This is a genomic window from Rhizobium sp. NFR03 (assembly GCF_900111275.1).
Classification (GTDB): domain Bacteria; phylum Pseudomonadota; class Alphaproteobacteria; order Rhizobiales; family Rhizobiaceae; genus Ferranicluibacter.
This window is the reverse complement of sequence record NZ_FOGR01000004.1, coordinates 662,036-683,044: the sequence shown is the minus strand read 5'-3', so window position 1 is coordinate 683,044 and position 21,009 is coordinate 662,036. Positions and strand designations below refer to the sequence as shown.

Here is a 21,009-nt window from a genome sequence, read left to right as displayed (position 1 = left end):
ACGGAGCCTGACCACTTCCTCAGTTCCGATAGATAAGCGATCACAAACTCAGCCGTACGAGGCAAGTGGCTGTTCCAGGCCTGAACAGCGGGAGACCTGTGGAATTATAAAAAGTCTCTCTAAATTAGACGTTCTCTCAGTTAAGGCGGGTCGTTCCGTCTTCAGAAAAGAGGTGAATGGAGTCGATATCCAGTGAGACATGTATCATATCGCCAGGCGAACCATTGATCCTCTCACGGAAGACGCCGGCAACGAGGGTATCCCCCAGCTTCATCGTTACCTGCGTTTCAGACCCCATCGGCTCGATGAGCACAATCTCTGCACGAACACTCGCGTAGTCAGGATGATTATCTAATCGAAAGTGTTCTGGACGAACGCCATAGACAGCAGCCTGCCCAATAACGGTATCTGTCACCTTTGGCAGGGGCACAACGGCGCCCGACGTTTGGAAGCCCTCCTTGGTTATGGTACCTGTGAGGAAATTCATCGAGGGCGAGCCGATGAATCCAGCAACAAACCGATTTGCCGGATGGTCATAGAGTTCGAGCGGCGCGCCGATCTGTTCGACCTTGCCGCCGTTCAGCACGACGATCCTGTCCGCCATCGTCATTGCTTCCACTTGGTCATGTGTGACGTAGATAGTTGTGGTTTTCAGCTTCTGATGCAGCGCCTTGATTTCGCCGCGCATGACGACGCGCAGCTTGGCATCGAGGTTAGAGAGCGGTTCGTCGAACAGAAAAACCTGAGGATTACGCACGATGGCGCGACCCATGGCAACGCGCTGCCGCTGGCCGCCAGAAAGCTGGCGCGGATAACGATCCAGAAGATCGGTCAGCCCCAGAATACCCGCCGCCCACTTTACCCGCTCGGCAATCTCGGTCTTTGCCGCGCCGCGATGCTCCAGAGAAAAGCCCATATTGGTCGCAACTGTCATATGCGGGTAAAGCGCATAGGACTGGAACACCATCGCGATGTCGCGGTCCTTCGGGTCAAGTTCGTTGACGACCCTGTCGCTGATCTTGAGCGTACCGCCGGTGATCGTTTCCAGACCGGCGATCATTCTGAGAAGTGTGGATTTACCGCAGCCTGACGGTCCGACCAGCACGACGAATTCGCCGTCCTTGATGTCGAGATCGACGCCGTGAATGGTCTTTACTGCGCCATAGCTCTTGCGGATATCGGAAAGGGTGACGTCTGCCATGATGTGATCCGGTTGTTCAGCCCTTGAGGCCGGTATGAGCGAGGCCTTCGACGAATTGCTTTTGAGCAATGATGAAGACGATGAGGACGGGCAGCGCTGTCAGGGTGGCGGCTGCGAGCTGGATGTTCCACATCGGCCCGCCATAGGCGTCGGTATATTGGGTAAGCGCCTGCGGCAGCGTGAACATCTCGGAGCTGGAAAGAAATACGATAGGCTCAAGGAAAAGATTCCAGGAATGCAGGAACGTGAAGATGGCAACAGACGCCAACGCAGGTTTTGCGAGCGGCAGAGCGATTTTCGTAAAGATCTTGAAGCGTCCGAGACCATCGACGCGAGCTGCCTCTTCCAGTTCGGCTGGAAGCGTCACAAAAAACTGCCGCATGACGAATGTGGCAAACACGCTCGGCGCGCCGAAGATCGGCACGAGGATCAGCGGCCAGTGGGTGTTGACCATGCCGGCTTTCAGAAACATCTGGAATAGCGGCACGATCGTCACTTCGGACGGGATCAGCAGTCCGAGCAGAACGATCATGAAGACCGCATTCGCATACGGAAACCTGATCCGGGCAAAGGCGTAACCCGCCATGGACGAGATGATCATCGTGCCGACGGTCACCACCGCCGCGATATAGGCTGAATTCCAGTACTGACGGACAAAGGGCTGCAATTCGAAAACCTTCGAATACGTCGTCCAGTCGTAATTTTGCGGCACGAGCTGCGGCGGGAAGGCGAAGATATCGCTGATCGGCTTGATCGACGACGTCACCATCCACCATGTCGGGAACACGAAGGGGATGAGCAATACGCACATCACTCCGTAGAGCGCCAGTTTCGCGCGCGGGGAAATATCAGCTCTCATAGAAGACGATCCTCTTGCGCATCTGCCACTGGGCGAATGTCAGGATGGCAACGATGGCGAACAGCAGGATGGACAGCGTCGAGCCGTAGCCGAAGTAGTGAAACTGAAACGCCTGCTGGTAGAGATAGTAGACCAGCACGGTGGTCGAGAGACCGGGTCCGCCCTGGGTTAGCACCGCGATCTGCGCAAAGACCTGCAGCGAGCCAACGATGGTGATGATCGAGGTCAGCATGATCGTCGGGCTGATCAGCGGCAGGGTGATGCGGCGGAACTGCTTGTAGGCTGGAGCGCCATCAATGCGCGCCGCCTCGTAGAGTTCCTTCGGCACACCCTGAAGCGCAGCAAGAAACAGGATCATGTTCAGCCCGACATTCTTGAACACCTGCACGACGACGACCGAGATCATCGCGGTCGTCTCTTCCCTGAGCCAGTTCGGCCCTTCGATTCCGAACGTCAGGAGCATGCCATTGATGCCGCCGTTCTTCTGCAGGAGGAAACCCCAGACGATCGTCCAGGCAACCAGCGATACCACAACCGGCGAAAAGAACAGCGTGCGGAAGACCCCGATGCCCGCGAGCCTCTGGTTCAACAGCACGGCCAGCAGCAACGCCAGCGACAGGTTGAAGATCACGAGCCCGACGGAAAAGATCGCCGTCGCGCCCAGCACGTCAAGAAGGCTCTCGTCCTCTAAAAGCATCCGGTAATTCTGCGCGCCGGTGAAGGCGAAAGTGTTGGCGAGCACGTTCCACTCGTGCAGCGAATACCAGAAGACCAGCCCGAGCGGGATCAGCACGAAGACAAAGATCCCGATCATTTGCGGTGCGATGAAGAGGAAGCCGGCGAGGCTGTCGCGCCGCGTGATCGTCCAGAACGGCGATGAGGAGCGGCCTTCCGGACGGGCATCTTCCTGCGCGACAGCCATGATCAACCTCCTTCAGCGCTTCAGCAACGGGCCGATCTGGCCGCAGATTTTCTGGAGGACAGCCGGCACGTCCGCGTCCGGTCGCCAGACGGCATCGAGATTGGAGCGAACCATCTGCTGGATCTGGGCAAAGCCGGTATGACCTGGCATAACCGTGCCGGTGGCTATGCCCGAAATCACGACCTTTTCGATCTGTTCCTCACTGAGCAACGGATTGGTCTTCTTCAGAATATCGACATTCAGCAGTGACTTACGAGCAGATGGGAAGAATTGGCTGAGCTTGGCCGAGTTTTCCGGATTGGTCATATAAGCGACGAATTCAGCTGCCGTTTCTGCGTTCTTACCGGATTGCATGACGCCGATGCCCGCTTGGCCGATCAGCGCATATTCACCTGCCGGGCCCTTCGGCAGCGGCACGAGATCCCAGCTGAACGGCTTCTCCTTGGGCAACAGCGACGCACGGCTGATCTGGGTGATCGTCATCGCTGCATTGCCCGCGAAGAAATCGACTGTCTCGCCCGGGCCCGGGATAGCCTTCTTGGTGAACACGGCGTCGTGGATGAAGGTCAGCGCATCGGCCATCGGCTGGTCGGCCATGGCGCAGGTCTTGCCGTCTTCGCTCCAGGGCGATGCGCCCCAGCCTTTCCATACAGAGGTGAGATATTGCCATGCCTGATAGTTGAAATCGCGCACGACCAGCCCGCCCTTGCCGGATTTGGAGACGGCAGCGGCCGTTGCGATCGCGTTTTCCCAGGTCCATTCGCCTGCAGCGATCATCTCTGCCGGTGTTTTCGCGTCGGCGGCCTTGATCAGGTCGTTGTTGACGAAAACGGCGAACGGCGAAGTCGAGAATGGATAGGCGTAGAGCTTGCCACCTTCAGTCCAGCGTTCGGTGGCCCCGGCGCCGACCTCTTCGAGATTGTAGCCTTCTGTCGCCATCAACGTATCGGTCAGCGGGTAAAGCGCACCTGACTTGACGAAGTCATAGGCCGAGGTTTCAAAGATCCAAGCCATGTCGGGCGCGTTGCCACCGGCGATCTGCGTCGTCAGCGCCGTCGTATACGTCTCGAAGGGCAGCGACTCATAAGTGACGCTGACATTTGGATGATCCTTCTTGAACCCCCCGGCTATTTCGTTGAAAAGCTTCAAATGTGCTTCATTGGCGCTCCAGATGGTCATCCGAAGATTGACCGCATCCTGCGCCTGGGCGGTTCCGGCCAGCGCAAGCGATCCGAGGATCGCCAGCGCGCAGGCGGTCGATTTGAAAGTCCTTTGATAAAGCATTCCCAGCCCTCCTCCAAAGATGGGGTTGATCAAAAAATCAGTAGGCGGCGATCTCCGGCCAGCGGAACTCGATGCCTTCGCGGGTCAGCGCCGCTTGGAATTCCGCCAGATGGCTGTCCGTTGCCTGCACCTGATGTGGCGTAAGCCTCCTGCTCAGGCACCAAGCCGCCAGCATGCCGGCCACCTCGCCGATGTTCCATTCGACCGGGTGCAGGCGGTAGCAGCCGTTGGTGATATGCGTGGTGCCGATATTCTTGCCGGCGGGGATAAGGTTCTTCATTCGCTGCGGAAGCAACGCACCCAGCGGGATCTCGAACGGGCAGGACGGCACATCGACATAGTTGTCGCCGCCGGTCGAGGGATGCAGGTCGATGCGGTACATGCCAATGCCGATGCTGTCTCGATAACGCACCGCGCCCTTTTCCCCGCGCACGATGGAGGACAGGTCCTGTTCAACGATCCGAGTCACCGGCTTGATACGCCGGCCCTCACGGATATAGGGCGCCATGGCGAGGCCATGTTCAGTGCCGGTGATATCACCACGCAGACGCAGGCCGCTGTAACCCTGCCCTCCGTCGTGACGCAGTGCTTCCGTCTGCAGCCAGTAGAAGACAGAATAGGAAAGGTCAGCCGCAGATTTCAGATGACGTGCCTTTTCCTCGTCCGGGACGTCGATAATGGTGCCCTCCATGTAGTCGATCATCGGCCAGTTCACGAGGCAGATGTCAGACTGATAGAAAGCAGGCGCAAAGTTCTTGCGCGCTGCGATCCGGCGGAAAATCCAGAGGTTTTCGTCGCCGCCGCCCTTGCGCTGGTCGGCGTCGACAAGAAGCGGATCATCGTCCGGGTTCGGCGTGAACGACCGTGTTGTATGCTCCAGTGTGCGGGGATGCGGCGCCGTCAGGCCGAGCAGCGGGCCACCCCAGAAATGCGGTTGGTATTTGCGCCAGTAGTCATAGTTTTCCGGCTTGTCGATCGTCTGGTCGCCATCGACATGATCGATCGCAAAGCAGATAGAGACTGCCTGAACATTGTCCGGCTGGGCTTCCGCCGGCGCACTCGGTTCGCCGGTGTCGGACTGCGCCTCGAAGCCTTTAGCGTATTCCGTACCCGTCATCGGCAGAAGATCGCCGAGTTCGGTCGCGTCGAGAATGTATTCGGCGGAAATGACGATCTCGGCATTCGTATCGCGGTGGCGCACGGTGACTGAGCGCACCGTATCGCCCTCGACATCTGCGGCAACAGGCCGGTAGGGTTTCAGCACCGTCAGCCGGCCGGCACCGATATAGGGCATTAGCATGCTCTCCATCACTGCCAGGCTGACGCGTGGTTCCGCGCAGATGCGGCTCACCCAACCGCCGCCCGGATTGAGATCACCCCAGGCGCGGGCGCCTTCGGTCAACGGATAATAGTCACGATAATACTGTCGGACGCCGGCGCGCAGTTTGCGATAGGATCGCGTGATGCCGAACTGCTCGACCCAGGTATGCTCGTCCGATGGCACGGCCTGGCTTGTCAACTGACCGCCGATCCAGTCGAATTCCTCCGTCATGATAACGCGCTTGCCCGCCCGTGCCGCGCCCAAAGCCGCCGCCACTCCACCCAGGCCGCCGCCTACCACGAGAATATCTGCTTGCAATTCTTTCACGTCATTACATCCGTTTTGTTGATTGGCGTTTCTTCGCGGGATCCGACGGGCATAGCCCCAGTGTTTCGCCCGCGACGGGCTCACAGGTCAGAAGAATCTGGCTGCCGGAACTGCCGGTCTCAATGCGGTTGACCAGCATCGCCGTTGCCTGCCGTCCCATCTCCTCGCGCGGAATTTCATAGGACGTAAAGCGCACGGGGCTGCGGCCCGCGCGTATATGGCTGCCAAGCACGATCATCGAAATGTCCGAGGGCACCGAGAGCCCGCGTTCGCGTGCGAGCGCTTCGACACGAACGGCATCAGCCAGTTCAATGAAGAAGACGACAGTCGCAGCGCTTGAGAGGATCCCACCAAGGATCTCGTCCGCCGGCCTGTTCACCGCCTTTACGTGGAAGGAAAGCTCCGCCCGCTCGCCCAATGCCAGGCCAAAACCGTGCCAGCGATCGGCAACGGATTCCGCCGGGCCATCGGGGCCAACATAGGCAAGTTTCGCGTGGCCGAGTGCAATGGCCTGCTCGACGAGCCGTTTCGTACCAGCCGTGTAATCGCCGCCGACGTAGGGAACGGGTCCGCCTGCATCCTCACGTCGCCCGATTGCGACGAACGGGTAATCTTCCGCCACCAGCCGCGCCAGCTCCTTGCGGTCGAACTCACGGCCGAGCACGAGGCAGCCATCGGCGATCCTGAGCCGGTTGTTCTCAGAGAATATCTTGCGGTTGCTGCCGACACCGGCGCTGGTCAGAAGCAGGAGGTCGTAGTTCTGCTGCTGCGCCTCTTCTTCGATGCCGAGCAGGAAGGGCGTGAAGAAATCCGCCTGTTCGCTGGGGAACGCCGGTTCGTAAGTGAAGACACCAAGGATGCGGTTCAGACCCTTTGCCATGCGTCGAGCGATCGGATCAGCAACGTAACCGGTCGTGCGAATGACCTTCTGTACTCGTTCACGGGTTTCCGCCGGAATGCGCGCCAACGCAGTCGGTGCGCCATTTAGAACAAGCGAAACAGTCGCCTGACTAACGCCTGCAAGTCTTGCGATATCGTTCTGCGTCAATCGCTTATGGCCTGTCACGCAAGGCGCTCCCGAGCATCAGTCAAATTGCTAATACGTATTAGCTGCTAATGCGTATTAGCACGCTACCCTGGCGGTCTGTCAAGAGACATTGATCGAGGTGCGCGTTATCGCAATGGGAAAGCAATAAGCGCGCGCTATGGAATCGATATCTCGAAATTTCCGGCAATTTGGTACTGGCCGTACTCTGCTTTAAGCGCCCGTAAATGATCGTCGTGTAAGTTTGCCATGACGCCTAGTAGGTAGCGGCCATAAGGTATGAACGACATGCAAAGCTCATTCAGCCTGTTTAACAACCGTGCCGCCGGCTTGCTACGCGCACTTGAGAAGACCCTGGCAATCATTGAATTTGATCCAGACGGTCGGATTCTTCGAGCGAACGACACGTTTTGTTCGGTCGTGGGTTATTCATCATCAGAGATCGTCGGCAAACATCACAGCCTGTTCGTCGATACCGAGCATGCCAAATCACATGCTTATAAAGAGTTTTGGGAGAAGCTGCGGAGCGGGAAATCCGATCAGCAGGAGTACAGGCGCATCGCCAAGGGCGGGCGGCAGATTTGGATCCAGGCGTCCTATAACCCCGTGCTCAACGCAAGCGGCAAGGTCGTGCGGGTCGTTAAGGTTGCGACCGAAACGACGGCCGCCCACCGCAGGAACGCCGCGTTTGAAGCGAAGCTGGAAGCGATATCCCGCGTCCAAGGCGTCATCGAATTCACGCCAGGTGGTGAAGTCGTCACGGCGAACGAGAACTTCCTGTCGTTGCTCGGGTACAGTCTTGATGAAATTAAAGGCAAGCATCATCGGATGTTTGTCGATGATACACTGGCTCAGTCCAGCGATTATCGCGATTTTTGGGAAAAATTGAACGCCGGCGAATTCATCGCGGCCGAATTTCGACGGCTCGGAAAGAACAAGCGCGAGATCTGGATCCAGGCATCATATAATCCGATACTGGATGTCGACGGCAAGGTCACATCCATTGTGAAGTTCGCTACGAACATAACCGGGCGTGTTCGCGCCATATCGGAAGTCGCGCGCGGCATGGCCGCTTTGGCCGACAATGATCTCGAGTATCGACTCAACGAGGAATTCGAACCCGCGTTCGAACCGCTTCGGCTGGATTACAACACGTCGGTCAATCGCCTGCAGACGACCATGAGGAAGGTTACCTCCAGTTCCTCGATCATGTCGGCAGGAACCGAGGAGATTGCTCAGTCATCGGACGATATGTCCCGACGGATCGAGCAACAAGCTGCGAGCCTTGAACAGACCGCAGCAGCGCTGGATGAAATCACGTCTACCGTAAGACGAAGCGCGGAATGCGCCTTGGAGGCCGCTCTTGCCGCGTCCGGTGCGCGCAGCGGGACGGAACGTTCGGGGGCGGTCATGAGCCAGGCGGCGGTCGTCATGGGTGAGATCGACGAGAGCTCAAACAGGATTTCCCAGATCATCGGCGTCATCGATGAAATTGCATTCCAGACCAATCTGCTTGCCTTGAACGCGGGCGTCGAGGCTGCAAGAGCCGGTGAATCAGGGCGTGGTTTCGCCGTGGTTGCTCAAGAGGTCCGAGAGCTGGCGCAGCGGTCCGCGAAGGCTGCCAAGGAGATCAAGACGCTGATTTCATCGAGCTCGGATCAGGTGAAACGGGGCGTAAAGCTTGTTGGTGACGTCGCCGGCGCCCTAGAGGCCGTGACGGCGAAAGTTGGAGAAATCGATCTCGTCCTTTCCGAAATGGCGCGATCCTCGCAAGAGCAAGCCACCGGACTCGCCGAGGTGAATATCGCCGTCAATCAAATGGACCAGGTCACGCAGATGAATGCCGTCATGCTCGGCAAGGCGACGGATGCCGCCGGCCGCCTGAGACTGGCAGCTTCCGAGATGGCTGCCTTGATCGGCGAGTTCCGCGTTGGTGGCGATCAGCAAGACTGGCAGCGCCCAGAGGCTCGCGCACATCATCGGCAACACGCTCCTCGATCGGCGATGCCGCGATCCGCCAGAGGGTAACCTGGAGCGCCGAAACGTACGTGATTTCCTACGTCTTCAACCTGGTCAGTGGTCTGGCCCATGATCGAGAAGGACAGAACTTATGGACGCGGATCAGGAGGCGCGACGACTTGAGCGGCTTCACGAACTTAGCATCCTGGATTCACCGGAAGACCGGATGTTTCGGGGGCTTGCCGAACAAGCGCTGACATTGTTTCCGGGTGCGAGCATCGCCGCTGTCAGTCTCATCGACACCGATCGGCAGTGGTTCAAGACGATTGTAGGTTTGAACACGAAGGAAACACCACGCAGCCAGTCGTTCTGTTCACATACGATAGAAGCGCCAAAGCTCATGGTGGTTGAGGACGCGACGAGGGACAGCCGTTTTCAGGATAACCCGCTGGTCACCGCCGGGCCGGGTATTCGTTTCTATGCCGGTGTCAAGCTCATGAAAGGCGTTGGCGCTCTCTGCGTGATCGGTCGCACCCCTCGTCAGGCAACAGAGAGCGAGCTTGTTAAGCTTCAAAAGCTCGCAAGCCTCGTTGACATACAGCTTATGGCTCATGGCACGTTATCTGCGCTGGGATGACCGCAAACTCAACGACCTCCGGTCAACAATCTTAGCCTCCGCTTTTGCTCATGCGACCCGCAGATTTGCTGTCTCATTCCCCTTTTACTCGGACAGAATATTGTCGCGTGGAATTTGAAAGAGGTTGGCGTCAAGTTCCTGTATGGCGATGAAACGCGGGAGATGTCTTGATTTCGACCCCGGTTTAATCTGCGGCTGAAGGCTTCGCTGATGAGGAGCAAGCCAGAAACATCTCGGATCAGCTAAGCTAAAAGGCATCCTTCAACAGAACACGTGCGCGGAACCCGCATCGAAGGTGAGTTGCACGCGGTCGCCGCGGTTTAGACCGGCAATGGCCTCGTGCCCGAATGGCAAGCGAACCGAAACCAGTGCACCGTCGTCGGTCGTCGTCGAGACGTGAATATTGTTTCCAAGAAAGGTGATGTCACTGACTGTCGCTGCGATGCCTGCGTTCTCACCTGAGATTCGCGCGAGGCGTAGCCTTTCCGGCCGGAGCATAAGGGCCGCTTTGCCGCCGGCAGATGCAAAACCATGGAGAGGGATCCGGTCGAGTGCCCTGCCATCGCCAAGCGATATGGTGGCATGTCCATCTGAAGCCGAAAGAACTTTGCAAGGCAGGAAGTCGCTGTCGCCAATGAACTCGGCGACGAAGCGGGTCTGCGGATTGGAGTATAGTTCCGGCCCGGTTCCGATCTGGTCGATGATTCCCTTTGAAAACACGGCGATACGGTCGGAAAGCCGGAGCGCTTCCTCCTGATCGTGAGTGACGTAGAGGATCGTCACTTCCGTCTGCTGGTGGATGCGGCGGATCTCGTACTGAATCTCCTCGCGCAGCTTCTTGTCGAGCGCCGACAGCGGTTCGTCCATCAGAAGCAGGGGCGGATCGTAGGCGAGCGCGCGGGCAAGTGCGACCCGCTGCTGCTGGCCGCCCGACATCTGCGCCGGCCTTCGATCCTCGAAGCCCTCCAGCCGCACGAGCCGCAACATCTCCTTGACCTTGGCATCGACCTCAGCCTTCGGCAATCGCCGCACCTTCAGAGGGAACGCAATGTTCTCGCCGACGGAGAGGTGGGGAAACAGGGTGTAGCGCTGGAAGACCATCCCGATATTGCGCTTGTGCGACGGGATCGACAGAAGCGAGCGGCCGTCAAGCAGGATGTTGCCGGCAGTCGGGTCCTCGAATCCGGCGAGAATATAGAGCGTCGTGCTTTTTCCCGAGCCCGAAGGCCCGAGGAAGGTCAGGAACTCGCCGCGCCGAACCTGAAGATCGACATTCTCGACCGCCACGACCGGGCCGTACGCCTTGCGGATGCCCTGTATCTGCAGGAATGGTTCGGTCATGATTTCAGTCCTTTGCGGACGAGCGCGAACAGCGCCATCAAGATGACGGTCAACAGGATGAGAAGGGTCGACGCGGCCGCGACGACGGGCGTAAGATCCTGCCGTAGCGTGGCCCACACTTTGACAGGCAGGGTCTGAAGCGTCGGGCTCGACATGAAGATTGCCACCACAACCTCGTCCCAGGACGTTAGAAACGAGAAGATCGCCGCCGAAAACAGGCCATGGCTGATGGCCGGCAGGGTCACGCGGATCTTGGCCTCGAGCGGCGAAGCGCCGCACAGGACGGCCGCATCCTCGATCGATTTGTCGAAGCCTTCGAGAGCCTTGCCGATGGACAGGATCGAGAACGGCAAGGCGAGCACGAGATGCGCGATCACGAAGCCGAGCATCGTGCCGTTGAGGCCGATCTGCAGGAAGAAGGCATAAAGCCCCACGGCGAGAACCACGACCGGCAGGATCATCGGCGTCAGGAACAGCGCACGAAGCGTTTCGCGAAACAGGAACTTGCCGCGCACAAGGCCGAAGGACGTCACCAGACCGAGGAGAACCGACAGCACCGTGACGATGGCGGCGATCTGGAAACTGGTCCAGGCGGACTGGAGCCAGCGCGGATCGGCGAAGAAGTCCGCGTACCATTTCAGCGTCCAGCCCGGTGGCGGAAAGATCAGCCATTGCGACGACCCGAACGACAGGGCGGCGATGAAGAGGATCGGCAGGAGCAGGAACGCAGCGGTCAGGAGGCTGATGGCGAGCAGCGCGTATTTCCACCAGCCGAGGCGTTGGAAGTCGAGAAGCATGTCAGCGATCTCCCAGGCGTTGATCGCCGGCAAAGCGGAGCTGGACGGCATAAAGCGCCAGCGTGACGACGAGCAGCAGGAGGGCCGCGGCGCCGCCCATGCCCCAGTTGACGAGGGACTGGACGAACTGCGCGATCAGCTCCGCCAGCATCATGTTGGCCGTGCCGCCGAGCAAAGCCGGCGTGACGAAGTAGCCGAGCGACATGACGAAGACCATGAGAGCACCCGCAGCCATTCCAGGCAAGGCGAGCGGCAGGAGCACCCGCACCAGCGACTGCCAGCGGGTGGCGCCACACAGCGCAGCCGCCTGCAGGATGGCGGGATCGATCTTGCGGATGACGCCGTAGAGCGGAAGGATGATGAAGGGCAGCATGATATAGGTCATGCCGATGGTGACGCCGACGAGGTTGTTGACCAGTGGCAGCGGCTGGTCGATCAGGCCCATGCCGATCAGCATCTTGTTGATCAGCCCGGTCCGCTGCAGGAGCACCATCCAGGCGTAGGTCCGCGCCAGCAGGTTGGTCCACATCGAAAGGAGCAGGATCGCGAAGATGACCGAGGCGAGCCTGCCCGGCATGATCGCCAGAGCCCAGGCGACCGGAAAACCGATCGTCAGCGAAATGACCGTCACCACCGCCGAAACCAGGAACGTGTTGACGAAGATCTTCAGGTAGGTCGACGACCCGAGCAGGGCCACGTAGTTCTGAAGGCCGAACGCCGGCTCGGTGATGCTGCGCAGGAGGAGCGCTGCGACCGGAACCACGAAAAACAGCATGACGAAGGCGAGCGCTGGCAAGGTCCAGCGCAGCCCGCTCGGTCTCGCCGGCCTTACGGGCGCGGACGCCGTGGAAGCCCTGATCTGCGACGACATCGAAATCCCTTCCTGCCTGACCATGGATGACCAAAACGGCCGGTCCCGAGCGGAGGCCGTATGCCGCGCCGCCGCTCGGGACTTTGCCTTACTGCTTACTGGGCCTGCCAGGCGTACCAGCGCTCGCCGATCGCATCCCGGTTGTCGGCCCAGTAGGTCATGTCGGCGTTCACCTGGCTGGCGGTCTGCTGGTCAGGCAGGGTCTTGACGGTCTCGGCGTCCATCAGCTTGGCCGACTCGGTGTTGACGGGCGCGTAGCCCGTGGCTTTCGCCATATCGGCCTGCGCCTGCGCCGAGGTTGCGAGCGCGATGAATTTCATTGCGGCCTCCTTGTTGGCGGCACCCTTCGGCACGACCAGCGAGTCGGCGGCGGTGATGTTCTGCTCCCAGGAAGTCTGTGCATTGACGCCGCTCTCCTTCAACGCCGTCATGCGGCCGTTCCAGACGCTGCCGAACGGGGCTTCTGCCGATGCCAGAAGCTGCTGCGACTGTGCACCGCCCGACCACCAGACGATGTCAGCCTTGATCGTATCGAGCTTCTTGAACGCGCGGTCCAGATCGAGCGGATAAAGCTTGTCGGGGGCAACGCCGTCGGCGAGAAGTGCGGCTTCGATCACACCGGGCGCCGACCATTTGTAAAAGGTGCGCTTGCCCGGAAACGTCGTCGTGTCGAAAAGGTCGGCCCAGCTCTTCGGGCAGGTAGCGACGGCATCCGCGTTGCAGCCGATGACGAAGGAATAATAGAAGCTGCCGACAGAATAATCGGTAACGAAGCGGGGATCGAGCTTGGTCTTGTCGATGACGGAGAAGTCCAGCTTCTCCAGCATGCCGGCCTTGCCCGCCTGCGCCGCATAGTCGCCCTCGACATCGACAACGTCCCAGGTCACACCCTTGGCCTCGACCATGGCCTTGATTTTTCCGTAGTCGGTCGGGCCATCCTGAAGCACGTTGATGCCGCTTTCCGCCGTGAATTTATCCGCCCACGCCGCCTTCTGCGCGTCCTGAGTCGTCCCGCCCCAGCTGGTGAAAACCATGTCGGCTGCCATAAGCGGTGTCGTGAAGAGCAGTGCTGCCGTGGCAGCGGATGCGATCGCAATTCTCATGTTCCCATACTCCTTGTTTTATTAGAGCTTTTTATGCATATGCTTTAAAAATGACTGGTCTCGCCTCCCACTGGCGAAAACCGGGCAGGCTTCATGATCTTGTTCTCCGCCACCTCGATCAGATCGCGAATTCTGGGCAGGAAAGCCTGCCAGGCCGGGTCCGCCATCAATGCCGAGCGCCGCCGTTCGCGGTCGTCGAGACTGTCGAAGGCCCAGATGTGGACGATCTCGTTGATCGGACCGATCTCGCTGGAGAAATAGCCGACGAGCTGGCCGAGATGCGCCTTCTGGATCGCGATGCCCTCCTCCTCGACCACCTTCAGGTAGGCGGGGATCGCACCGTTCTTCAGTCGATAAGTCCGAATCTCGACGAACATCGGCATCACCGCATCACGAAGGGATCGGGGATCGGATCGTCTGACGTGCGCAGCCAGATCGTCTTGGTGCGCGTATAGTCCAGCACAGCCGCCATGCCGCCTTCGCGGCCATGGCCCGACAGGCCAAAGCCGCCGAAGGGCGCGATGGGGGAGACGGCCCGGTAGGTATTGACCCAGACGACGCCGGCCCGGATCCCCTTCATCAGGCGATGGGCGCGGGTCAGGTTCTGGGTGAAGACGCCGGCGGCAAGTCCGTAGACCGTATCGTTGGCCAGATGCAGGGCGTGTGCTTCGTCCTCGAAGGACACCACCGACAGGACGGGGCCGAAGAATTCCTCGACGAGAGAGGGCGACGCCACGCCGTCGCAATCGAGGATGGTCGGCGGATAGTAGAAGCCGTCGCCCTCGATCGGTCTGCCGCCGGTCACAAGCGTTGCGCCTGCCGCAACCGAGCGTTCGACAAGTGCGACGATGGCCTGCCGCTGGCGGCTGGTGGCAAGGGGGCCGACCTCGGTCGCCATGTCCAGCGGCGCGCCGATGCGGATAGCCTCCGCCTTCGATTTGAGCAGCGAGACGAACCGGTCCTTGATGCTCTTCTCCACGATCAGGCGCGATCCGGCGACGCAGCTCTGCCCGGTGGCGGCGAAGATGCCGGCGATCTGCGCATTGGCGGCACTCTCGAGATCGGCATCAGCGAACACGATGAAGGGCGATTTGCCGCCGAGTTCAAGCGATGTCGAGGCGAGGTTTTCCGCCGAGTTGCGCACCACATGCCGGGCCGTTTCGGGGCCTCCGGTGAAGGCGACGTGCGATATCTTCGGATGTCGGCCGAGCGCCGAGCCACAGGATGGGCCAAAGCCGGTGATCACGTTGACGACGCCGGGCGGAAAGCCTGCCTCGTGGATCAGCCGGGCCAGTTCCAGCAGGGGGGCCGGACCGTCCTCGGATGCCTTGACCACGACGGTGCAGCCGGCGGCAAGCGCCGGGCCGATCTTCACGGCCGAGAGAAACAGCTGGCTGTTCCAAGGGACCACCATCGCCACCACGCCGACGGGCTCGCGCCGCAGCCAGACATCCATGTCGGGCTTGTCGATCGGAAGGTAGGAGCCTTCGATCTTGTCGGCGATACCGGCGTAATAGCGGTAATATTCCGCGACATAGGCGATCTGGGCCGATGTCTCGCGGATGATCTTACCGGTGTCGCGGGTTTCAAGCTCCGCCAGTGTCTGCGCGTTTGCGGCAACGAGATCGGCCAGGCTGTAGAGGAGCTTGCCGCGCTGGGTCGCCGTCATTTTCGGCCAGGCACCGTCATAAAGCGCCGCATGGGCCGCGGACACGGCCCGGTCGACATCCGCCTTCCGCGCTTCGGGCATCGTCGCCCACACCGCGCCGGTCGCCGGGTCGAGGCTGTCGAAGCGGGCCTCCCCGTCGAGGAACTGGCCGTCGATATATTCCTGGAAACGCTCCATGCCCTTACTCCGCAAATGCCGGCATGACGTCGGCAATAAAGCGCTCGAGCGACGCCTTCTTCCGCTCGAAGCTCATGCCGGTGTCGATCCAGAAGGAATACTCGTCGTAACCCATCGCCTCATAGGCCCTGATGCGCTCGATCACGTCGTCCGCATTGCCGACCACGTTGTTCTGCCGCATCGCCGTTCCCGAGAGCATGGCGTTCGCCGCGATGACCTCTTCCGGAATGGCTTCGATGAGCCCCTGGCGGATCGGCTTCTCGTTCTTGAACCAGGCGAAGAAGTAGTTGTAGTAAACGCTCATTTCATGAGCGGCCTGTTCGATATCGTCCTCGGTCGAGCCGACATAGGTGTGGCGCAGCAGCATGATCTTCGGGCGTGCGACCTCCGGATGGGCCGCGCAGGCATCGTTGAAGCGCGCCATCAGCGTCGTCACCTCGTCGTCCCCCTGCCAAAGCGGCGTCACCTGCACATTGCAGCCGTTTGTGACCGCGAATTCATGCGAGTTCGGATCGCGTGCCGCAACCCAGATCGGCGGATAGGGTTTCTGCTGCGGCTTGGGGGCCGATGTCGTCGCGGGAAATTTGAAATAGGCGCCGTCATGGGCATAGTCGCCGTCCCAGAGGCCCTTGATCGCGGGGATCAGCTCGCGCATCCGTTGTCCGGCGCCCCAGGCGTCGAGCCCGGGCAGCAGCCGCTCGTATTCGAACGCATAAGCGCCACGGGCGATGCCGATATCGAGACGGCCGTTACAGATGATATCCGTCATCGCCGCTTCGCCGGCGAGCTTTATCGGATGCCAGAAAGGTGCGATCACCGTGCCGGTGCCAAGTCGGACATTGCTGGTGCGGCGGGCAAGATCGGCGATGGTCACGAACGGGTTCGGGGCGATGGTGAATTCCATGCCGTGATGCTCGCCGGTCCAGATCGCATGCATGCCGCCCTTGTCGGCGATCTCGCACAGCGCAACGAACTCCTCGTAGAGCGTCTTGTGGTCCTGGCTGGCGTCGAGGCGTTCCATATGGACGAACAGGGAGAACTTCATGGCTCAGGCACCTTTCATGCTGATGGCGTGTACCCGTCCCGCACTCTCGTCGCCGACATAGACGCCGAAATTGCCGATCGAACTCTCCAGGGCGAAGCGATTGACGATGTCTTCGGTCGATGCCGTATCGAACGTGCGGCCGCCGAGGCTGGCCGGCGCATGGAAGGCACCGCTGCGCGGCACTCCGTCTGAGGCGAAGGCGCGGTAGACGATGTGCTGCCGGCCACCCGCCTTGTCCTCGAAGACGGAATAGAGAAAGCCGACGGTGATGCTCAATCCCGTCACCTCTTCCAGATGCCCGATCAGCGCCGTTGCTGGATCGCCATCGAGAACCTCGCAGGCGGGAAGTGATAGCGTCTCGTCGCCGATGAGGAGAATATCGCCATTGCGCTCGACCACGGCACCGACGTCGAGCTGGCCCTCGCTGGCCGCCGAAACCGCCCGGCCCGCCAGCCGCGGCGTGAAATAGCCGCCACGGGCATAGCCGAGCCCGTTGCGTCCGCTATTGCCGAAGGCGGTGATCCGACCGAGAAGGATGACGTGGTCGCCCGCCTCCAGCACGCTGTCGAGCGCACAGTCGAACCAGGCCGCGACGTCGTCGAAGACCGGAGCGCCGGATGGCGCGTCGGACCATGACACGGCGGCGAACCGATCCTCGACCGGCCGCGCAAACGTGTTGGAGACATCCTTCTGGTTTTCGGACAGGACATTGACCGCGAAGCGGTGGGTGCCGGTCATGGTCGCAAAGTTGCGCGATGTCCGGGCAAGACAGACCAGCAGCATGGGCGGGTCGAGCGAAACCGAGGTGAAGGAATTGGCCGTGAAGCCGATCGGCCGGCCCTCGGCATCGCGCGTGGTGACGACCGTGACGCCCGTCGGGAAAGCGCCGAAGGCGTCCCTCAATGCGCGCGGATCGATGGTCATCTCCGTCATCTCGCCTCCTCCCCATGTGAAAGCCATTCGGCAAGCAGCGCGTTTACGGCATCCGGGGCCGTCAGGTTGACCATATGCCTGTGTCCCTCGACGATGCGCGCCCAGCCATCGGGCGTCATCGCCGCCATCTGCGCCGCCATTTCCGGCGTCGAATTGGGGTCGCGCGAACCCGTCAGGAACAGAGCGGGGCAGCGCACGTGGCGCCAGTCGTCCGCATAGGTCTCGTCGCCACCGGCAAAGGCATTGTAAGCCACGGCGTACCCCTCGGGATCGACCATGCCCAGCCAGCTGCGCGTCAGTTCGCGCGCCTGGACGCTGTTGGCATCTTCACCGAACCAGCGCTGCAGGGGTCCTTCGCGATCGACGCCCTCCGTGCGGATGGAGGCGGCCCGCGACAGGACAGCGGCCTTGGCGGCGGGATCGCGACGGTAGACGCCGTTGAGATAGGCGACCCGTGCGATCCGGTCGCCGAGCGTGGCCGCAGCACCGCCTGCGATCAGCGCGCCCATGGAATGGCCGGCAACATTGGCGGTCTCGATGCCGATATCATCGAGGAACCGTGCAAACCAGGCGACGAAATCTTCGAGCGTGCTGCCGGTCGGCAGGCTTGCGCTTTCGCCATGACCGGGCATGTCGATGGCGACGATGCGATGGGTCTTTTCAAACGCCGCGATCTGCGGCGCCCAGGCGTCCAGCCGCATGCCGACGCCGTGGATCAGGACCAGCGGCTCGCCCCTGCCCGCCTCGAAATAGGCAGCACCTCTGGCGGAACGGCGTCGCGCGAACGTTGGCTGCGGCGATAACGGGTGGGACGGAGCGCTCTGTGTCTTTCGCATCGCGCGGCCCTTTTCAGACGCCGGCCGGGTTTTCGACGTCGTTGCCGAGATCTTTCAGATCCTGGTACCGATCGCCGATGCGATGATGCGGACGCCCGCCGACAGAAGCCCCCAGCGCCACGACGATTTCGTCAGCCGCCGGCGCGTCGGGGATCGCGGTGTGGATCGTCAGGTAGTGCGAGCGGCGCCCCTCGTCGTTCTTGTCCATCAGCGGTATCATGATCGGCGCGTTGGCGGGACCGCGCGTGTTGCAGAAGGCAAGATAGGACTTTGCGCCAACAGCATGCCGGTAGTGGTTGCCGAAGCGCAACGTGTGGATCAGCGCCGAGGCGTGCTCGATCTCGCCGTCGAGCCCGACCACCGCCGCCTTGCCGTAACCCTCGACCGCCTCGCCGGAGCCGACCGCTTCGATAATCATCCGCGTCAGCAACTCGCCTAGAACGGGCGCCAGCGCATGGATCTCCGGCTTCAGATCCTCGACGAAGCCTCGCCCCGCCCAGGGGTTCTTCACCACCGCGAAGGCCGAGAACAGTTTCAGCGGCTGTGCCGCGGCCTTGCCGCCCTCGATGAGCGTGGTCTCAACCTGCAAAAGCGTCTTGCGGATCTGGATGGTCATGCTGTTTCCTCGCAAATATGATCTTATGGTATGCCATATTATATTCAAGTCAATCGGAATTCTTTATGTATTCCTTGATCTTGAAAGTCATTTCAAAACAGGGGTTTAAACGCCCTCATATTCGTATGCGAGACGATACAGCGTCTCCATCTCGGATGCGGTCGGAATGCGCGGATTGTTGTTCGGTGTTCCCGATGCCAGTCCTTGGCGAACCATCTCCGGCAGAAGATCGAAATAACGTCGCCGATCGACACCGAACGCCCGGAGTGTGGGAACCTTCAGGCGTCGGTTCAGCGCTTCGAAGGCGGCAACCAGCTTGTCGCCGGCAAGGACATCCCCATCCGCTTCCGTGGCGAAACCCAGCGCGCGCGCCGCAGCCGCGTAGAGCGCCGGCGCCGAAGACAGCGAGAAGCGGGTGACCAGCGGCAGGACCATGGCATTGGACATGCCGTGCGGCACATGGAAAATCGCCCCGATCGGTCGGCTCAATCCATGGATCAGCGCGGTCGAGGTGTTGGAGACCGCAAGGCCCGCATGCAGGGCACCGAGCATCATCGCCTCGCGCGCCGCGTGATCGTCGAGATTGTCAGCCACGCGCTCCAGGTTCGCGCCGATCTGCTGCAAGGCGGACAAAGCCAAGGCCTCGGCGTGTGGATTGCCGTTCCGGTTCACGAGAGCCTCGAGCGCGTGGGTCAGTGCGTCGATGCCTGTGTCCACGGTCACCCGGTAGGGGCAGGTCAGCGTCAGCTCGTAATCGACAATGGCAGCGACCGGCAGCGCTGCCGTGCCGAGGATCAACATCTTCTCGTTGGCAGCGGCATTGGTGATGACGGCGGCGCGCGTGACCTCTGACCCGGTGCCCGCCGTCGTCGGAATGGCGACCACGGGCATGACGACGGCATCCACGATGCGCGGCACCTTCAGCGCGGAAAGCGGTTCGCCGGTGGTGACGACGATGGCCGCAGCCTTCGCCGTATCGATGGCGCTGCCGCCACCGATGGCGACGAGGCCGTCATGCCTGCCGGCAACGACCCGCTCGGCGACGACGGCCACCGAGATATCGGTCGGATCTTCCACCACGTCCGAAAAGATGCCGGCTTCGATCCCTTCGCGCATCAGGGCATCGCGGAGGGCATCGGCGTGACCGAGCCTGACCATCACCGGGTCCGCCACGAGCAGCGGCCTGATAACCCCCAGCCCCTTCAGCACGCCCGGCAACCTGAACCGGCTGCCGCCGCCGATGAGAATTTCGCGTGGCATGAGCACACGGTTGATCATTGCGATACTCCGCTTCGAGGGACGTCCGGGAATGACGGCGACAGGCTTCAGTGCGCGAGAATCTTGGACAGGAATGATTTCGCCCGCTCTGTCTTCGGGTTATCGAAGAAGCTCTCGCCGTCACCGATTTCGACGATCTCGCCGGCATCCATGAAAACGATGCGATCGGCGACCTTCCGTGCGAATCCCATTTCGTGCGTCACGACGATCATCGTCATGCCCTCCTGCGCGAGAGCCACCATGACGTCGAGCACCTCGTTGATCATCTCGGGGTCCAGCGCCGAGGTCGGCTCGTCGAACAGCATGGCAACAGGGTCCATCGCCAGAGCCCGCGCAATGGCCACGCGCTGCTGCTGGCCGCCGGAAAGCTGGCCCGGGTATTTTCGGGCGTGGGCCGTCAGACCGACGCGCTCGAGAAGGGCGTTGGCCTTGGTAAGGGCTTCCTCGCGGTTACGGCCCAGCACCTTCTCCTGACCGATGCAGAGGTTTTCCAGAATCGTCAGATGCGGAAAAAGCTCGAAATGCTGAAACACCATCCCTACCTTGGATCGCAGCTTCGGCAGATCGGTCTTCGGATCATGGACGCCGATGCCGGTCACGAGCACCTTGCCCTCGCCGATTGTCTCCAGCGCGTTCACGCACTTGATCAGCGTGGATTTTCCCGAACCCGAGGGGCCGCAGACGACCACGACTTCGCCCTTCGTGACGGTGAGGCTGCAGTCCTTCAGGACCTGAAACGCAGGCCCGTACCACTTGGAGACGGATTGCAGCTCGATCATGTTTGGCTG

The 21,009-nt window shown here is 60.8% G+C and carries 19 protein-coding genes and 1 pseudogene; 2 read left to right on the top strand and 18 right to left on the bottom strand.

Annotated features, from left to right (window positions below; genetic code table 11):
• Positions 1-136 precede the first annotated feature (136 nt).
• The 6 genes and pseudogenes from ugpC to BSG19_RS16295 all read right to left on the bottom strand — a co-directional run bounded on the left by ugpC (position 137) and on the right by BSG19_RS16295 (position 6,980).
• Positions 137-1,201 (bottom strand): ABC transporter ATP-binding protein, encoded by a 1,065-nt coding sequence (ugpC, locus tag BSG19_RS16320; RefSeq protein WP_092989033.1) that lies wholly within the window; start codon positions 1,199-1,201, stop codon positions 137-139.
• A gap of 16 nt (positions 1,202-1,217) precedes the next feature.
• Positions 1,218-2,060, bottom strand: a complete 843-nt coding sequence (locus tag BSG19_RS16315) for a carbohydrate ABC transporter permease (protein WP_092989032.1) — start codon at positions 2,058-2,060, stop codon at positions 1,218-1,220.
• The gene (locus BSG19_RS16310) at positions 2,050-2,982 is read right to left on the bottom strand and encodes a carbohydrate ABC transporter permease (RefSeq protein ID WP_092989031.1); all 933 of its coding nucleotides are present in this window, start codon (positions 2,980-2,982) and stop codon (positions 2,050-2,052) included. The genes BSG19_RS16315 and BSG19_RS16310 overlap by 11 nt, the downstream gene beginning before the upstream one ends.
• Before the next feature lie 12 nt (positions 2,983-2,994).
• A complete protein-coding gene (locus BSG19_RS16305; RefSeq protein WP_092989030.1) occupies positions 2,995-4,266 on the bottom strand; it encodes an ABC transporter substrate-binding protein in 1,272 nt (423 codons plus the stop codon).
• A gap of 37 nt (positions 4,267-4,303) precedes the next feature.
• Positions 4,304-5,914: an FAD-dependent oxidoreductase gene (locus BSG19_RS16300; protein ID WP_210185396.1), complete on the bottom strand. Its 1,611-nt coding sequence runs from the start codon at positions 5,912-5,914 to the stop codon at positions 4,304-4,306.
• Positions 5,911-6,980: pseudogene (locus BSG19_RS16295) on the bottom strand (LacI family DNA-binding transcriptional regulator). The gene BSG19_RS16300 and the pseudogene BSG19_RS16295 overlap by 4 nt, the downstream one beginning before the upstream one ends.
• Before the next feature lie 258 nt (positions 6,981-7,238).
• On the opposite strand from BSG19_RS16295, the gene BSG19_RS16290 reads away from it, so the two are divergent.
• Positions 7,239-8,987 carry a methyl-accepting chemotaxis protein gene (locus BSG19_RS16290; RefSeq protein WP_210185395.1) on the top strand — a complete coding sequence of 583 codons (1,749 nt, stop codon included), beginning with the start codon at positions 7,239-7,241 and terminating at the stop codon, positions 8,985-8,987.
• Positions 8,988-9,069: 82 nt separating this feature from the next.
• Positions 9,070-9,555 carry a GAF domain-containing protein gene (locus BSG19_RS16285; RefSeq protein ID WP_092989029.1) on the top strand — a complete coding sequence of 162 codons (486 nt, stop codon included), beginning with the start codon at positions 9,070-9,072 and terminating at the stop codon, positions 9,553-9,555.
• A 261-nt stretch (positions 9,556-9,816) separates the two neighbouring features.
• Here BSG19_RS16285 and BSG19_RS16280 read toward each other — a convergent pair whose 3' ends face one another.
• The 12 genes from BSG19_RS16280 to BSG19_RS16225 all read right to left on the bottom strand — a co-directional run bounded on the left by BSG19_RS16280 (position 9,817) and on the right by BSG19_RS16225 (position 21,000).
• The gene (locus BSG19_RS16280) at positions 9,817-10,896 is read right to left on the bottom strand and encodes an ABC transporter ATP-binding protein (protein WP_092989028.1); all 1,080 of its coding nucleotides are present in this window, start codon (positions 10,894-10,896) and stop codon (positions 9,817-9,819) included.
• Positions 10,893-11,693, bottom strand: a complete 801-nt coding sequence (locus BSG19_RS16275) for an ABC transporter permease (RefSeq protein ID WP_092989027.1) — start codon at positions 11,691-11,693, stop codon at positions 10,893-10,895. Before BSG19_RS16275 ends, BSG19_RS16280 begins: the two co-directional genes overlap by 4 nt.
• A gap of 1 nt (position 11,694) precedes the next feature.
• Entirely contained in the window at positions 11,695-12,564 is an 870-nt protein-coding gene (locus BSG19_RS16270) for an ABC transporter permease (RefSeq protein ID WP_092989026.1), read from the bottom strand.
• A gap of 95 nt (positions 12,565-12,659) precedes the next feature.
• Entirely contained in the window at positions 12,660-13,667 is a 1,008-nt protein-coding gene (locus tag BSG19_RS16265) for an ABC transporter substrate-binding protein (RefSeq protein WP_092989025.1), read from the bottom strand.
• A 44-nt stretch (positions 13,668-13,711) separates the two neighbouring features.
• Positions 13,712-14,044 (bottom strand): NIPSNAP family protein, encoded by a 333-nt coding sequence (locus BSG19_RS16260; protein WP_092989134.1) that lies wholly within the window; start codon positions 14,042-14,044, stop codon positions 13,712-13,714.
• Positions 14,045-14,049: 5 nt separating this feature from the next.
• Complete coding sequence (locus BSG19_RS16255) at positions 14,050-15,513, bottom strand: aldehyde dehydrogenase (protein WP_092989024.1); 1,464 nt, start codon at positions 15,511-15,513, stop codon at positions 14,050-14,052.
• A 4-nt stretch (positions 15,514-15,517) separates the two neighbouring features.
• The gene (locus tag BSG19_RS16250) at positions 15,518-16,558 is read right to left on the bottom strand and encodes an LLM class flavin-dependent oxidoreductase (protein ID WP_092989023.1); all 1,041 of its coding nucleotides are present in this window, start codon (positions 16,556-16,558) and stop codon (positions 15,518-15,520) included.
• A gap of 3 nt (positions 16,559-16,561) precedes the next feature.
• Positions 16,562-17,491, bottom strand: a complete 930-nt coding sequence (locus BSG19_RS16245; RefSeq protein WP_092989022.1) for a flavin reductase — start codon at positions 17,489-17,491, stop codon at positions 16,562-16,564.
• The gene (locus BSG19_RS16240) at positions 17,488-18,327 is read right to left on the bottom strand and encodes an alpha/beta fold hydrolase (RefSeq protein WP_092989021.1); all 840 of its coding nucleotides are present in this window, start codon (positions 18,325-18,327) and stop codon (positions 17,488-17,490) included. Before BSG19_RS16240 ends, BSG19_RS16245 begins: the two co-directional genes overlap by 4 nt.
• 13 nt (positions 18,328-18,340) lie before the next feature.
• Positions 18,341-18,943 carry an amino acid synthesis family protein gene (locus BSG19_RS16235; RefSeq protein ID WP_092989020.1) on the bottom strand — a complete coding sequence of 201 codons (603 nt, stop codon included), beginning with the start codon at positions 18,941-18,943 and terminating at the stop codon, positions 18,341-18,343.
• Positions 18,944-19,048: 105 nt separating this feature from the next.
• The gene (locus BSG19_RS16230; RefSeq protein ID WP_092989019.1) at positions 19,049-20,221 is read right to left on the bottom strand and encodes an iron-containing alcohol dehydrogenase; all 1,173 of its coding nucleotides are present in this window, start codon (positions 20,219-20,221) and stop codon (positions 19,049-19,051) included.
• Between the two features lie 47 nt (positions 20,222-20,268).
• The gene (locus BSG19_RS16225) at positions 20,269-21,000 is read right to left on the bottom strand and encodes an amino acid ABC transporter ATP-binding protein (RefSeq protein ID WP_092989133.1); all 732 of its coding nucleotides are present in this window, start codon (positions 20,998-21,000) and stop codon (positions 20,269-20,271) included.
• Positions 21,001-21,009: the final 9 nt, after the last annotated feature.

Coding starts and splice junctions, on each gene's coding strand:
- ugpC (WP_092989033.1), bottom strand. CDS start 1,201: ATGGCAGACGTCACCCTTTCCGATATCCGCAAGAGCTATGGCGCAGTA.
- BSG19_RS16315 (WP_092989032.1), bottom strand. CDS start 2,060: ATGAGAGCTGATATTTCCCCGCGCGCGAAACTGGCGCTCTACGGAGTG.
- BSG19_RS16310 (WP_092989031.1), bottom strand. CDS start 2,982: ATGGCTGTCGCGCAGGAAGATGCCCGTCCGGAAGGCCGCTCCTCATCG.
- BSG19_RS16305 (WP_092989030.1), bottom strand. CDS start 4,266: ATGCTTTATCAAAGGACTTTCAAATCGACCGCCTGCGCGCTGGCGATC.
- BSG19_RS16290 (WP_210185395.1), top strand. CDS start 7,239: ATGAACGACATGCAAAGCTCATTCAGCCTGTTTAACAACCGTGCCGCC.
- BSG19_RS16285 (WP_092989029.1), top strand. CDS start 9,070: ATGGACGCGGATCAGGAGGCGCGACGACTTGAGCGGCTTCACGAACTT.
- BSG19_RS16280 (WP_092989028.1), bottom strand. CDS start 10,896: ATGACCGAACCATTCCTGCAGATACAGGGCATCCGCAAGGCGTACGGC.
- BSG19_RS16275 (WP_092989027.1), bottom strand. CDS start 11,693: ATGCTTCTCGACTTCCAACGCCTCGGCTGGTGGAAATACGCGCTGCTC.
- BSG19_RS16270 (WP_092989026.1), bottom strand. CDS start 12,564: ATGTCGTCGCAGATCAGGGCTTCCACGGCGTCCGCGCCCGTAAGGCCG.
- BSG19_RS16265 (WP_092989025.1), bottom strand. CDS start 13,667: ATGAGAATTGCGATCGCATCCGCTGCCACGGCAGCACTGCTCTTCACG.
- BSG19_RS16260 (WP_092989134.1), bottom strand. CDS start 14,044: ATGTTCGTCGAGATTCGGACTTATCGACTGAAGAACGGTGCGATCCCC.
- BSG19_RS16255 (WP_092989024.1), bottom strand. CDS start 15,513: ATGGAGCGTTTCCAGGAATATATCGACGGCCAGTTCCTCGACGGGGAG.
- BSG19_RS16250 (WP_092989023.1), bottom strand. CDS start 16,558: ATGAAGTTCTCCCTGTTCGTCCATATGGAACGCCTCGACGCCAGCCAG.
- BSG19_RS16245 (WP_092989022.1), bottom strand. CDS start 17,491: ATGACGGAGATGACCATCGATCCGCGCGCATTGAGGGACGCCTTCGGC.
- BSG19_RS16240 (WP_092989021.1), bottom strand. CDS start 18,327: ATGCGAAAGACACAGAGCGCTCCGTCCCACCCGTTATCGCCGCAGCCA.
- BSG19_RS16235 (WP_092989020.1), bottom strand. CDS start 18,943: ATGACCATCCAGATCCGCAAGACGCTTTTGCAGGTTGAGACCACGCTC.
- BSG19_RS16230 (WP_092989019.1), bottom strand. CDS start 20,221: ATGATCAACCGTGTGCTCATGCCACGCGAAATTCTCATCGGCGGCGGC.
- BSG19_RS16225 (WP_092989133.1), bottom strand. CDS start 21,000: ATGATCGAGCTGCAATCCGTCTCCAAGTGGTACGGGCCTGCGTTTCAG.